Annotated in this window: 15 protein-coding genes; 14 read left to right on the top strand and 1 reads right to left on the bottom strand. The window is 59.5% G+C overall.

Translation table 11 applies throughout. From position 1 onward, the window contains the following. Positions 1-876, top strand: a complete 876-nt coding sequence (gene prmC / locus ESZ53_RS00860) for a peptide chain release factor N(5)-glutamine methyltransferase (RefSeq protein ID WP_129071105.1) — start codon at positions 1-3, stop codon at positions 874-876. An 18-nt stretch (positions 877-894) separates the two neighbouring features. Here prmC and ESZ53_RS00855 read toward each other — a convergent pair whose 3' ends face one another. Next, the gene (locus tag ESZ53_RS00855; protein ID WP_129071104.1) at positions 895-1,509 is read right to left on the bottom strand and encodes an HAD-IA family hydrolase; all 615 of its coding nucleotides are present in this window, start codon (positions 1,507-1,509) and stop codon (positions 895-897) included. A gap of 68 nt (positions 1,510-1,577) precedes the next feature. Between ESZ53_RS00855 and ESZ53_RS00850 the strand changes: the two genes are divergently transcribed. The 13 genes from ESZ53_RS00850 (at position 1,578) to ESZ53_RS00785 (ending at position 12,282) form a co-directional block, all read left to right on the top strand. After that, positions 1,578-2,234 (top strand): L-threonylcarbamoyladenylate synthase, encoded by a 657-nt coding sequence (locus ESZ53_RS00850; RefSeq protein WP_129071103.1) that lies wholly within the window; start codon positions 1,578-1,580, stop codon positions 2,232-2,234. After that, on the top strand, positions 2,225-3,517 hold the full coding sequence (locus tag ESZ53_RS00845) for an MraY family glycosyltransferase (protein ID WP_210403818.1): 1,293 nt from the start codon (positions 2,225-2,227) through the stop codon (positions 3,515-3,517). The genes ESZ53_RS00850 and ESZ53_RS00845 overlap by 10 nt, the downstream gene beginning before the upstream one ends. After that, entirely contained in the window at positions 3,514-3,963 is a 450-nt protein-coding gene (locus ESZ53_RS00840; RefSeq protein ID WP_129071102.1) for a hypothetical protein, read from the top strand. Before ESZ53_RS00845 ends, ESZ53_RS00840 begins: the two co-directional genes overlap by 4 nt. Positions 3,964-4,104: 141 nt before the next feature. Then, positions 4,105-4,905: a F0F1 ATP synthase subunit A gene (atpB, locus tag ESZ53_RS00835; protein ID WP_129071101.1), complete on the top strand. Its 801-nt coding sequence runs from the start codon at positions 4,105-4,107 to the stop codon at positions 4,903-4,905. Positions 4,906-4,954: 49 nt separating this feature from the next. Further along, positions 4,955-5,179 carry an ATP synthase F0 subunit C gene (gene atpE / locus ESZ53_RS00830; RefSeq protein WP_129071100.1) on the top strand — a complete coding sequence of 75 codons (225 nt, stop codon included), beginning with the start codon at positions 4,955-4,957 and terminating at the stop codon, positions 5,177-5,179. Between the two features lie 25 nt (positions 5,180-5,204). Next, positions 5,205-5,765: a F0F1 ATP synthase subunit B gene (locus ESZ53_RS00825; RefSeq protein WP_129071099.1), complete on the top strand. Its 561-nt coding sequence runs from the start codon at positions 5,205-5,207 to the stop codon at positions 5,763-5,765. Further along, positions 5,765-6,559 carry a F0F1 ATP synthase subunit delta gene (locus ESZ53_RS00820; protein WP_129071098.1) on the top strand — a complete coding sequence of 265 codons (795 nt, stop codon included), beginning with the start codon at positions 5,765-5,767 and terminating at the stop codon, positions 6,557-6,559. Before ESZ53_RS00825 ends, ESZ53_RS00820 begins: the two co-directional genes overlap by 1 nt. A 37-nt stretch (positions 6,560-6,596) precedes the next feature. Then, a complete protein-coding gene (atpA, locus tag ESZ53_RS00815) occupies positions 6,597-8,234 on the top strand; it encodes a F0F1 ATP synthase subunit alpha (protein ID WP_129071097.1) in 1,638 nt (545 codons plus the stop codon). Positions 8,235-8,299: 65 nt separating this feature from the next. Next, positions 8,300-9,199, top strand: coding sequence for a F0F1 ATP synthase subunit gamma (locus tag ESZ53_RS00810; protein ID WP_129071096.1), 900 nt, complete (start codon positions 8,300-8,302; stop codon positions 9,197-9,199). 20 nt (positions 9,200-9,219) lie between these two features. Next, positions 9,220-10,743, top strand: a complete 1,524-nt coding sequence (gene atpD / locus ESZ53_RS00800; RefSeq protein WP_231595740.1) for a F0F1 ATP synthase subunit beta — start codon at positions 9,220-9,222, stop codon at positions 10,741-10,743. Positions 10,744-10,745: 2 nt separating this feature from the next. Next, entirely contained in the window at positions 10,746-11,006 is a 261-nt protein-coding gene (locus ESZ53_RS00795; RefSeq protein ID WP_129071095.1) for a F0F1 ATP synthase subunit epsilon, read from the top strand. An 8-nt stretch (positions 11,007-11,014) separates the two neighbouring features. Continuing rightward, positions 11,015-11,536, top strand: coding sequence for an ATP-binding protein (locus ESZ53_RS00790; protein WP_129071094.1), 522 nt, complete (start codon positions 11,015-11,017; stop codon positions 11,534-11,536). Continuing rightward, complete coding sequence (locus ESZ53_RS00785) at positions 11,533-12,282, top strand: YaaA family protein (protein WP_129071093.1); 750 nt, start codon at positions 11,533-11,535, stop codon at positions 12,280-12,282. The genes ESZ53_RS00790 and ESZ53_RS00785 overlap by 4 nt, the downstream gene beginning before the upstream one ends.

The raw sequence follows: 12,282 nt of genomic DNA, 5'->3' as shown, positions 1-12,282 counted from the left end.
TTGACTACCGCATCACACGACCCCAGTGTCGCTGACCTTCTGGCCAGCGGCACTGAGTCGTTGCGTGGTGGGGGAGTGCCCACTCCCGAGGTCGATGCGGAGCTTCTATTGGCTCACGTGCTCGACCTGGGTCGTGGAGAGCTTCGCGTTCGCGTCGTCACCGGTGCCACCGTGCCCGCGGAAAAAGCGGCACACGCTCACGAACTGTTTGCGCGCCGCGCTGCCCGCGAACCCTTGCAGCACATCACGGGAATGGCGCCCTTTCGCAATCTCGAGCTCAGCGTGGGGCCTGGAGTTTTCGTTCCGCGCCCCGAGACTGAAACGGTCGTGCAGTTTGCGATCGACGCGCTCAATGCGAGTGCGACGCCCGAACCTATCGGTGTCGATCTCGGTACGGGTAGCGGTGCTATCGCTCTCGCCATGGCCACCGAGGTCACGCGCGCTCGCATCTTTGCGGTCGAACTGTCGCCCGATGCCATGCCGTACACGAGCGAAAACTTCCGCCGCTATGGCGAACCGAACGCCACACTGATCAATGCCGATCTGGGCGATGCTTTTTCCGAACTCAACGGCACGGTCGACGTCGTGATTTCCAATCCGCCGTACATTCCGGCCGCGGCGATCCCGCGCGACGTTGAAGTTCAGCTCTATGACCCCGCTCTGGCTCTCTACGGCGGAGAAGACGGCATGGATGTCGTACGCCGCGTGTCGCTGACTGCGCGCCGCCTGCTCCACGACGGTGGCACTCTCGTGCTCGAGCACGGCGAAGAACAAGCTCCGGCCCTTGCCGCGCTACTCACGGCGGACGGGTGGAGAGCCGTAGCTCACCACAAAGACCTTCTCGGTCGCGATCGCGCGACGACGGCGCTACTCTAAGCCGTCGTTCGAGACGCTCTACGAGCGCGCGGCCGCAAACTCCTCGATCGCTGCGTGCATAGCCGCTCCCGTAAGAAATTCGTGGCCGGTGATGCCGAGGCTTTCGGCAGCGGCAACGTTCTCGGGCATGTCATCCGCAAAAAACGCGTTCTCGGGCGCAACGCCGTACGCCTCGAGGGCACGTTCGAACACAACGGGATTCGGCTTGCGGGCGCCGTAATGGCTTGAGGTGTGCAGGTGATCACCAAAGATCTCGACGAGATCGGGTGCAACGGTCGAGAGATGGTCGCCGAGAAGCGCACCGTTATTCGTCAGCAGGGTTGCCTGACCGAGGTCCGCGGCGCGTCGGGCCGCGGCGAGTGAGTCGGGCCACGGCGTCATCGCGGCCGCCCTGATCGCTAGCCAGCTGGCGAGATCTACTCGCTGCCCGATGGCTTCCTCGAAGGCGGCAAGGTATTCCTCGCCGGTGGGGTAAAGCCCCGCTTCGGCGCCGAACTCGCCATCATCGTGCCACCAGCTACGGCGGAGCTCGAGAAAACTGAGGCCGGTGAGGTCGCTCATGGCGGCCATCCGTGCACGCCAGTCGTAGCCGTAGAGCACATCATCCATGTCAAAGATGAAAAGCAGCGTCATTGTTTGCCATCGCTATCTGTTAGTCGTGATCAGTCTTTCACTGTTTCTCCCGGTACCATGTTGGGGACATGGATGACCTTTACGATTGCACCGACGAAGCCCAGCTCCTCACCGGTATGAGGATGGCGCGAGTGGCGATTGGCCGTGGCGACCTTGTCGTCATTCCCACCGACACCGTTTATGGGCTCGCAGCAGACGCTTTTCAGCCGGATGCGGTGCAGAAGCTTATTGACGCCAAGGGGCGAACGCGGCAGTCCCCGCCGCCCGTGCTCATCCCCGGAATTCCCACCCTCGATGCTCTTGCGGCAACGGTGCCGGATGAGATTCGTGCGCTCGTGGCCGAATTCTGGCCTGGTGGCCTCACGATCATCCTGCCCGCCCAGCCGTCTCTGAGTTGGGATCTCGGGGAGACCCAAGGCACCGTTGCTTTGCGGATGCCATCCAACCGCATCGTCCTTGAGCTCCTTTCCGAAACGGGTCCGCTTGCGGTCTCGAGCGCCAACAGCACTGGCCTGCCAGCCGCCCGTACGGCTGAAGCCGCTCACGAAATGTTGGGCGACTCTGTCTCGGTGTACCTGAGCGACGGAGAAGGCGGAGAGCTCGCCTCGACCATCGTGGATGCCACGGGTTTGCTCGTTGACGGTGGCAAGCTGCGCATCGTACGTGAGGGCGTTATTTCGGCCGACGCCATTCGCGACGTGATCGGGGCCGAGTTGTGCGAATAGTTTTCTACTTCTTCATCGCAGGCATTGCCTCGGTGGTGACGTACGTGCTCTCGCTTGTAGTGCTGAAGCTTGCGCGCAAGTACAAGCTGTATCCCCAAGTGCGCCAGCGTGACGTTCATTCCACGCCCACGCCTCGGCTGGGGGGAGTCGCGATGTTTTTTGGTGTCGTGGTCGCGTTCGCGGTTGCGTCATCGTTCAGTAACTTCTCGATCATCTTCAATGATCCCGCTAAAGTCTTTGGGCTGCTGGGTGCGGCGCTCATCATTGTCGCTATCGGCGTTGCCGATGACATTTGGGATCTCGATTGGCTCACCAAGCTGGCCGGCCAAGTAATCGCTGCCTTTGTGGTGGCATGGCCTGGTGTGCAGCTCTCCACGCTGCCGATTGGCGGCAAGACAATCGTGTCGCCGCATGTCTCGATCATCATTACGATCTTCGCCATCGTTCTCGTCATGAACGCCGTCAACTTTATCGACGGCCTCGATGGGCTCGTTGCCGGTGTCGCGATCATCGCCAGCAGTGTGTTCTTCGTTTACGCGTATCTGCTGCAGGGGCAGGCGCAAACGGAGTACTTCAACCTTGCCTCGTTGACAACCGCCATCTTGATCGGGGCGTGTGTCGGCCTGCTGCCGGTGAACTTCTATCCGGCTCGAATGTTCATGGGCGATGCCGGGGCCTTGCTCGTCGGGCTCCTCATGGCGGCTTCCGCGATCTCTGTAACGGGTCAGGTAGACGACAATTACCTCGCTCAACCCGATAAGTTCACCCTCGGATTCCTTCCCGCCTTCATCCCGATCCTTCTGCCGATCGCGGTCCTCGTCATCCCGCTGCTCGACTTTGGTCTCGCGATCATTCGTCGATTGCGTGCCGGAAAGTCGCCGTTCACCGCAGACCGCAAGCACTTACATCACCGTCTGCTCGATATGGGGCACTCCCACTTCCATGCCGTATTAATCCTGTACAGCTGGACTTTTGTGGCCTCGGTGGGCGTACTGGCGTTCACCTTTGTGCCGTGGAAATGGGCCGCGCTGATGTTCATCGCGGGTCTCGCCGGGTGCGCCGTCTTTACGCTGGCCCCGCTCAGTCGTCGTAAATCGCGCGAGGCCGCGGCGCAGCGCTTAGCGGCCGAGCAAGAATCCGAAAGCATCGCTCGCTTTGACGGTCTGGATGCTGCCTCCACAGCGCCGATAGGTACTGCTTCGCTTCGTGAAGATGACGATCCCGTGGATCGTGCGCCTTCACGCGCCCCACGACCTCCCCACACAAAGGAACCCACCGAATGAAGTCTTCATCAATTCTTGGACGTGCGATCGCCTACGGCGCGATCTTGACCGTCAGCATCGCTGTCGTCGGCTCCATCATTGGTTACCTCGTTGCGGGCAGCTCCGGACTCATCAGTGCCCTGATTGGCGCCGGTCTCACTGCACTATTTATGGGCCTCACCGCCGGCACCATCGTCATTGCGTCGCGCGCGAGCGGGGGAGACTCGTCAAGCACCGTCTTTTTCGCGGTAGTGCTCGGCGCCTGGCTCCTGAAGTTCATTGTCTTCATCGCGATCCTCGTAATCCTGCGCAGCCAGCCCTTCTTGGAGCCGGTCGTGTTCTTCTTCGCGATGATCGCCGCAGTGCTGGGAAGCCTCGTCGTCGACGTGCTGGCATTTGTTCGCGCCCGGGAAAGCTACGTCCCCGGAGTGCAGTTGCCAGGTGAAGATACCTCGACGTCAAACTAATATCGCGGATTCGCTTTCAGATTCGTCGTGAGCGTAATTCTCTTGATACAGTTGAGCCTGCTACAAACCCCATCTTTCATCGCCGCGTAGTTACACGCCCCGATTCTGGAGACAGCGCTGTTATATAACGCTCTCGCGCTCATTGCGCCCTTTGCCACCGATGACGGATCAGGCGACGGGGGCTTTCACGGCCCCTCGTTGATCGAGTTCGTGCCACCCGGATTTCTCTTCGTAGATACCCCCTTCGAAATCAACCGACTAATGTTGGTGCGTTTCATTGCCGTAGCCATTTTGATCTTGCTGTTCTGGGCCGGCACGCGCCGCATGCGCATGATTCCCGGTCGCGGCCAAAGCATCCTCGAGATGGCTGTTGGCTTTGTTCAGTCGAACATCGCAGACGGCGCTCTGGGCAAGGAAGAGGGCAAGCGGTTCATGCCGCTGCTCGCGACCATGTTCTTTATGGTCCTCGCGATGAACCTCACAGGTATCGTCCCCGGGCTAAACGTCGCGGGTACCGCGGTGATCGGTGTGCCGCTCGTTCTCGCTCTCGTGGCGTACGTCGTGTTCATCTACGCCGGTATCAAAAAGCAGGGAATCACCTTCTTCAAGGCTTCGCTGTTCCCCGCCGGTGTGCCGTGGCCGCTGTACTTCATCGTTACTCCGATCGAGTTCGTCTCCACGTTTATTCTTCGCCCGGTAACACTCGCCTTGCGTCTGCTCATGAACATGATCGCGGGCCACATGCTGCTCGTGCTCTGCTTCTCAGCAACGCACTTTTTCCTGTTCACTGCTGGTGGCCTCTTTGGCTTGTTCAGTATTGGCACCCTTGCCTTTGGCTTCATCTTCACAATCTTCGAACTCCTTGTTGCGGTACTTCAGGCTTATGTCTTCACATTCCTGACCGCCGTATACATCCAGCTCGCGCTGGTCGAAGAGCACTAGACCGATCCCGGCATTCGCCTGGATTAGAAAACCACGGAAGGAAACACAAATGAACGTCGCAGAGCTGACTGGAAACATTGCACCCCTCGCATTCGGTGTTGCAACCATCGGGCCCGCCATCGGTGTAGGCATCGTTGTTGGAAAGACCGTTGAGTCGGTAGCACGCCAGCCTGAGCTTCAGGGGCGCCTCACGGGCCTCATGTTCCTCGGAATTGCATTCACCGAAGCGCTCGCATTCATCGCGATCGCCGTAGCATTCATCCCGTTCCCGTAACCACTAACTGACTGAGGAGGCTGGGATGCATAGCGCACTACTGGCTGCTGCAGAAGAGGGCGAACCGGTTATCAACCCGCTCCTTCCCGCAGATTACGACATCATTTGGTCGTTGGTTTGCTTCGCGATCATCTTGTTCTTCTTCTGGAAGAAGTTCCTTCCAGCGCTGACGAAGACGCTTGATGCTCGGGCTGAGGCCATCGAAGGTGGCATCAAGAAGGCTGAGATCGCTCAGGCTGAAGCCGCTGCTGCTCTTGACCAGTACAAGACTCAGCTCGCTGAGGGCCGCGCCGAAGCCGCGAAGATTCGCGAACAGGCACGACTTGAGGGCACTGAGATCATCAACGAGCTCAAGGAGCAGGCAACGGTTGAGGCCGCTCGCATCACTGCGAACGCTCAAGCCACAATCGAAGCAGAACGTCAAGCAGCACTCGTATCACTCCGCAGCGAAGTCGGCTCAATGGCCATTGACCTCGCGTCGGGCGTTATCGGGCAGAGCTTGACGGACGACAAGAAGTCTTCCGCACTCGTTGACCAGTTCTTGGCTGACCTTGAGGCTTCAGAGAAGGCAAAGGCGAAGAAGTAATGGGATCAGCTACGAGAGAAGCGCTTGTTGCAGCGAAGGATGCTCTGACATCCCTCACTGCCAAGAACTCTCTGGCCACTGGCGCAGAGCTGTTTGAAGCAGGGCGTGTTGTGGGCGGTTCCGCTCAATTGCGTTCCGCTTTAGCCGATCCTGCCGCCGCTGCGAAAGACAAGACCGCCATTGTCGGTTCGGTTTTCTCGTCGCTGAGCGCGTCAGCGCGCACCGTGCTTTCCGCCATCGTGAGCGCTCGTTGGTCGAGTGCCGACGATTTGCTCGCGGGAATCGAAGAAATCGGCATTCGCGCAATCGCGAAGTCGGCTCCGGCAAAGCTGTCGATCGACGACGAACTCTTTGGTTTCGGTGACACTGTGTCATCCGACGCCGAACTCGAGCTCGCGGTCGGTAGCAAGCTGGGATCCGCTGCCTCGAAATCGTCCTTGGTGCGTGAACTGCTTGCAGGCAAAGTTTCCGAACAGGCTGCAGCGATCATCGACCAGCTTGTGCAGCAGCCGCGTGGCCGCCGCATCGGTGAGCTAATCGCAACGGCCGCTGACATCGTGGCTGACCAAGCGGGCAAGTCGGTCGCAACGATCACGACCGCTGCCCCGCTCAAGGCTGCGCAGCTTGAACGCTTGCGCACCGGCCTCACCAAGAATTACGGACGTGAACTTAAGCTCAACGTTCGTATCGACCCCTCGCTCATCGGTGGGGTACGCGTTCAGATCGGTGATGAAGTCATCGATGGCAGCGTTTCCACCAAGCTCAACGACCTCAGGATCCAACTCGCGGGCTAGCGAGTTAGCAGACCTTTCCACGGAATAGGAAAACACAATGGCAGAACTCAGCATCAGTCCGGACGAGATCCGCGACGCGCTCAAGGACTTCGTCAAGGCTTACGAGCCTGGCAAGGCTGCGACAACCGAAACGGGAACCGTCGTAGACGCTGCCGACGGCATCGCCCACGTTGATGGCCTCCCCGGCGTCATGGCCAACGAACTCATCCGTTTCGCCGATGGCACTCTGGGCCTTGCTCAGAACCTCGACGAAGACGAGATCGGTGTTGTTATCCTCGGTGAATTCACCGGCATCGTCGAAGGTATGGAAGTTACTCGCACCGGCGAAGTTCTTTCCGCACCCGTCGGAGACGCATTCCTCGGTCGTGTGGTTGACCCTCTGGGCGCCCCGATCGACGGCCTCGGCGAGATCAAAGCTGAGGGCCGTCGCGCACTCGAGCTTCAGGCTCCCGGCGTCATGGACCGTAAGAGTGTCCACGAGCCCATGCAGACCGGTATCAAGGCAATCGACGCCATGATCCCAATCGGCCGCGGCCAGCGTCAGCTCATCATTGGTGACCGCCAGACCGGTAAAACGGCCATCGCGATCGACACCATCATCAACCAGAAAGAAAACTGGGAGTCGGGCGACGAGAACAAGCAGGTTCGCTGCATCTACGTTGCTATCGGCCAAAAGGGTTCGACGATTGCTGCCGTCAAGGGCGCACTCGAAGAAGCCGGCGCCATGGAGTACACCACCATCGTGGCTGCTCCCGCATCCGACCCCGCAGGTTTCAAGTACCTTGCTCCTTACACCGGTTCGGCCATCGGCCAGCACTGGATGTACGGCGGCAAGCACGTACTGATCATTTTCGATGACCTCTCGAAGCAGGCTGAGGCCTACCGTGCGGTATCGCTGCTCCTGCGCCGTCCGCCAGGGCGTGAGGCATACCCCGGTGACGTGTTCTACCTGCACTCCCGTCTGCTCGAGCGTTGTGCCAAGCTCTCGGACGAGCTAGGTGCGGGATCGATGACGGGTCTTCCCATCATCGAGACCAAGGCCAACGACGTTGCTGCGTACATCCCGACCAACGTGATCTCCATCACCGACGGCCAGATCTTCCTCCAGTCCGACCTCTTCAACGCCAACCAGCGCCCCGCTGTTGACGTGGGAATCTCGGTGTCGCGTGTTGGTGGTGACGCCCAGGTCAAGTCGATCAAGAAGGTTTCAGGAACGCTGAAGCTTGAGCTCGCTCAGTACCGCTCGCTGGAGGCATTCGCGATGTTCGCATCCGACCTCGACCCCACCAGCCGTCGCCAGCTCGCACGAGGCGCCCGCCTCACCGAGCTGCTTCGCCAGCCGCAGTACTCGCCGTTCCCCGTCGAGAACCAGGTTGTTTCGATCTGGGCCGGTACCAACGGCAAGCTCGACGAGGTTCCTGTAGAAGACATCCTTCGTTTCGAGAGCGAGCTGCACGACTACCTCGCTCGCAACACGAAGGTGCTCGATACTTTGCGCGAGAAGAACGCTCTCGATGACCAGCTGATTGCTGACATGGATGCCGGAGTCGAAGCGTTCAAGCTCGGCTTCCAGACGGGCGAAGGCAAGTCTCTCAACTCCGTTGGCTCCGAAGAGTTCGCTGAGATTGCTGAAGAAGACATCGCTCAAGAGAAGATCGTCAAGCAGAAGCGCTGAGCTCTGCACCAGTAATCATCGAACCAGTGATCATCGACCAACACGACAGAGAAAGTTAGAAAGCTATGGGAGCGCAACTTCGGGTCTACCGGCAGAAAATTAGTTCTGCCAAGACGACCAAGAAGATCACACGCGCGATGGAGCTGATCTCCGCGTCGCGCATTCAAAAGGCGAAACAGCGGGTAGCTGCATCGGGTCCGTACTCGCGTGCGGTCACGCGCGCCGTTTCGGCGGTGGCAACTTTCTCGAACGTCGATCACGTGCTGACCACTGAGCCGGAGACGATTGACCGCGCTGCGGTCGTCATCTTCTCAAGTGACCGCGGACTTGCGGGAGCGTTCAACTCGAACGTTCTCCGCGAGGCTGGCGAGCTCGCCGCTCGGCTCGAAGCTGAAGGCAAAGAGGTCGTCTATTACCTCGTGGGGCGTAAGTCCGCCGCATACTTTGCTTTCCGCAAGCGTGACGCTGAGCAGATTTGGACCGGCGGAACGGACTCTCCGGAGTTCGAAATTGCCAAGGAAATCGGTGACGCCGTCGTCAGCAAGTTCTTGCAGCCGGCAAGCGAAGGCGGAGTGGACGAAATCCACATCGTGTACAACCGCCTCGTAAGCATGCTTCTGCAGGTGCCTGAGGTTGTTCGTCTTCTCCCACTGGAGATCGTTGAAGGTGTTGAGGCTCCGGACGAGTCGGAGATCCTTCCGCTTTACGAGTTCGAACCTGAGGTAGACAAGGTGCTCGACGCCTTGCTGCCTGTCTACATCGAAAGCCGTATCTTCAACGCCATGCTCCAGTCTGCTGCCGCAAAGCACGCAGCAACGCAGAAGGCAATGAAGTCTGCAAGCGACAACGCAGACAAGCTCATCAACGACTACACGCGCTTGGCCAACAACGCGCGCCAGTCTGAGATTACCCAGCAGATTTCCGAGATCGTGGGCGGCGCGGACGCCCTCAGCTCGGCTAAGTAAGAACCATAGATAGGGAAGCCATGACTGAAAAAGCCCCGGCCAAGAAGGCCCCAGCCAAAAAAGCACCAGCCAAAAAGGCGCCAGCCAAGAAGGTTGTTGCTGCAACTGTCGCCGGTATCGGCCGCATCTCGCGCGTAACCGGTCCGGTTGTAGACGTTGAGTTCCCCCACGATTCGATCCCGGGAATCTACAACGCTCTCAAGACGAACGTCACGATCGGCGGTGTGACGGCTGAGATCACACTCGAGGTTGCACAGCACCTCGGCGATGACGTCGTTCGTGCGATCGCGCTCAAGCCGACTGACGGACTCGTCCGCGGCCAGGAAGTTCGCGACACAGGCAACCAGATCACAGTGCCCGTCGGTGACGTCACCAAGGGCAAGGTCTTCAGCGTTACTGGCGAGATCCTCAACGCTGACGAAGACGGCAAGGTCAACGGTGAGACGGTTGAGATCACTGAGCGCTGGCCCATCCACCGCAAGCCCCCGGCATTCGACCAGCTCGAGTCGAAGACTGAGCTCTTCGAGACCGGTATCAAGGTCATCGACCTTCTCACCCCGTACGTTCAGGGTGGAAAGATTGGTCTGTTCGGTGGTGCCGGTGTCGGTAAGACCGTTCTGATCCAGGAAATGATCCAGCGCGTGGCTCAGGACCACGGTGGAGTTTCCGTATTCGCCGGTGTTGGTGAGCGTACCCGTGAAGGTAACGACCTCATCGCTGAAATGGATGAAGCGGGCGTCTTCGAGAAGACCGCGCTAGTCTTCGGCCAGATGGATGAGCCGCCAGGAACGCGTCTTCGCGTTGCGCTCTCGGCTCTGACGATGGCTGAGTACTTCCGTGACGTTCAGAAGCAAGACGTGTTGCTCTTCATCGACAACATCTTCCGCTTCACGCAGGCCGGTTCTGAGGTGTCGACCCTTCTGGGCCGCATGCCTTCAGCCGTTGGTTACCAGCCGAACCTCGCCGACGAGATGGGTATCCTTCAGGAGCGCATCACCTCGACGCGTGGTCACTCGATCACGTCGCTGCAGGCAATTTACGTTCCTGCCGATGACTACACTGACCCGGCTCCGGCAACCACCTTCGCCCACCTCGACGCCACGACTGAGCTCAGCCGTGAAATCGCGTCGAAGGGTCTTTACCCCGCGGTTGACCCCCTCACCTCGACGAGTCGTATCCTCGACCCCCGTTACCTAGGTGCTGACCACTACCGTGTCGCGACCAACGTGAAGCAGATTCTGCAGAAGAACAAGGAACTCCAGGAGATCATCGCGATCCTCGGTGTTGACGAGCTCTCTGAAGAAGACAAGATCACGGTATCGCGTGCGCGTCGCATCCAGCAGTTCCTCTCTCAGAACACCTACATGGCGAAGAAGTTCACCGGTGTTGAGGGATCGACTGTTCCGCTCAAGGAGACCATCGAGTCGTTCGACGCGATCGTCAAGGGCGAGTTCGACCACGTTGCTGAGCAGGCGTTCTTCAACGTCGGTGGAATCAACGATGTCGAAGAGCAGTGGGCCAAGATTCAGAAAGAGAACTCCTAACAATGGCAGTTCTCGCAGTGAGCGTTGTCTCCGCCGACCAGGAACTCTGGTCGGGGGAGGCAACCCAGCTCATCGCTCGTACCACCGAAGGTGAAATCGGAATTTTGCCCGGTCACGAACCGCTTCTAGCGATTCTGGCCAAGGGCGAGGTCCGTGTGACAACTGCAGATGGCGAGACTGTAACCGCGATCGCGGACAACGGTTTCCTCTCGGTTGAAAACAACACCGTCACCGTGGTGGCGAGCACCGCAGAACTGGTTTAGTTGACATCATGCTTATAGCGATGGCCGGGTTGCCGGGTGCAGGAAAATCGACTCTCGCAGAGGTCGTTGGTGCCCGGCGCAAGACCACCGTGTTGTCTGTCGACCAGATAGAGACAGCGATTCTGAAGGCCGGCATCAGTGCCGGGCAACCTATCGGACTCGCTGCCTATCTGGTGGCAGAAACCCTTGCTGAATCCGTGTTGCTGAACGATAACGACATCATCATTGATGGCGTCAACGCGGTTGATCCCGCCCGCGAGCAGTGGGTGAGGCTCGCTGAGCGCACGGGCTCCGGCATCCGCTTCATCGAAGTCGTCTGTTCCGACGAAGATCTTCATAAGGAACGACTCGTGGAGCGCGCGGCTAAGCGCGAAGAGGCTGGCGCACCAGCTCACGATGCCGTTGAGCAGAGCGTTGAAGAGTATTCCCCGTGGAGTGGCGTGAGCGGTGCGGTAGCACGCATCACCCTCGACTCGGCAGGACCCATCGGCGTCAACGTCGAACGGGCATCCGCGTTTCTTGACGCGTGATCGTTCTTCTTCCTCCCTCTGAAACAAAACGTGACGGGGGAGACGCCCGTGTTGCGCTCGATTGGCAGCGACTCTCGTTCCCCAGTCTCACCTCGCCGCGGCAGGCTGTAACCTCCGCTGTCATCGAACTGGCGAGCGACACCGAAGCCTCCCAGCGCGCACTCGGTATCAGCGCCAAACAGCTCTTCGAGGTCGAACGCAATCGGATGCTGCTGACTGCGCCGGTTATGCCTGCACTTGAGCGCTACACGGGCGTGCTCTTCGATGGTCTTGATGCATCGAGTATGACGAGCGACGAAGTCGCTTTCGCTCATGAAACAGTGGTCGTGCACTCGGCACTATTTGGCCCGATCGGCGCCGGAGACCTCATTCCGGCGTATCGCCTGTCCCACAATTCCAAGGTGCCTGGTTTCCCGTTGAAGAAGCACTGGCGCGGCGTGGCGACCCAGGCTCTCTCTGAACTGGGCGGCCTTCAGCTGGATCTGCGCTCGGAGGCCTATGCCCAGCTCGGCACGGCGGCAGAGAACAGCGCGTATCTCCGTGTAGTGACGGCGGGCGCAGACGGCAAGAGAGTGGCGCTGAGCCACTTCAATAAGAAATCCAAAGGTCTTTTCACGCGCGCGTTGGTCCGTGCGGGCATCCGCCACGAGTCCGTTGACTCGCTGGTGGCGTGGGCAGGTGATGCTGGCTTCCGTTTGGAACATGGCGCCCCGGGCGAGCTGGATCTCGTAGTCGACAACGCGTAG

The sequence above is a fragment of the Salinibacterium sp. UTAS2018 genome (genome assembly GCF_004118935.1).
Taxonomy (GTDB): Bacteria; Actinomycetota; Actinomycetes; order Actinomycetales; family Microbacteriaceae; genus Rhodoglobus.
This window is presented reverse-complemented; position numbering and strand designations above follow the sequence as displayed.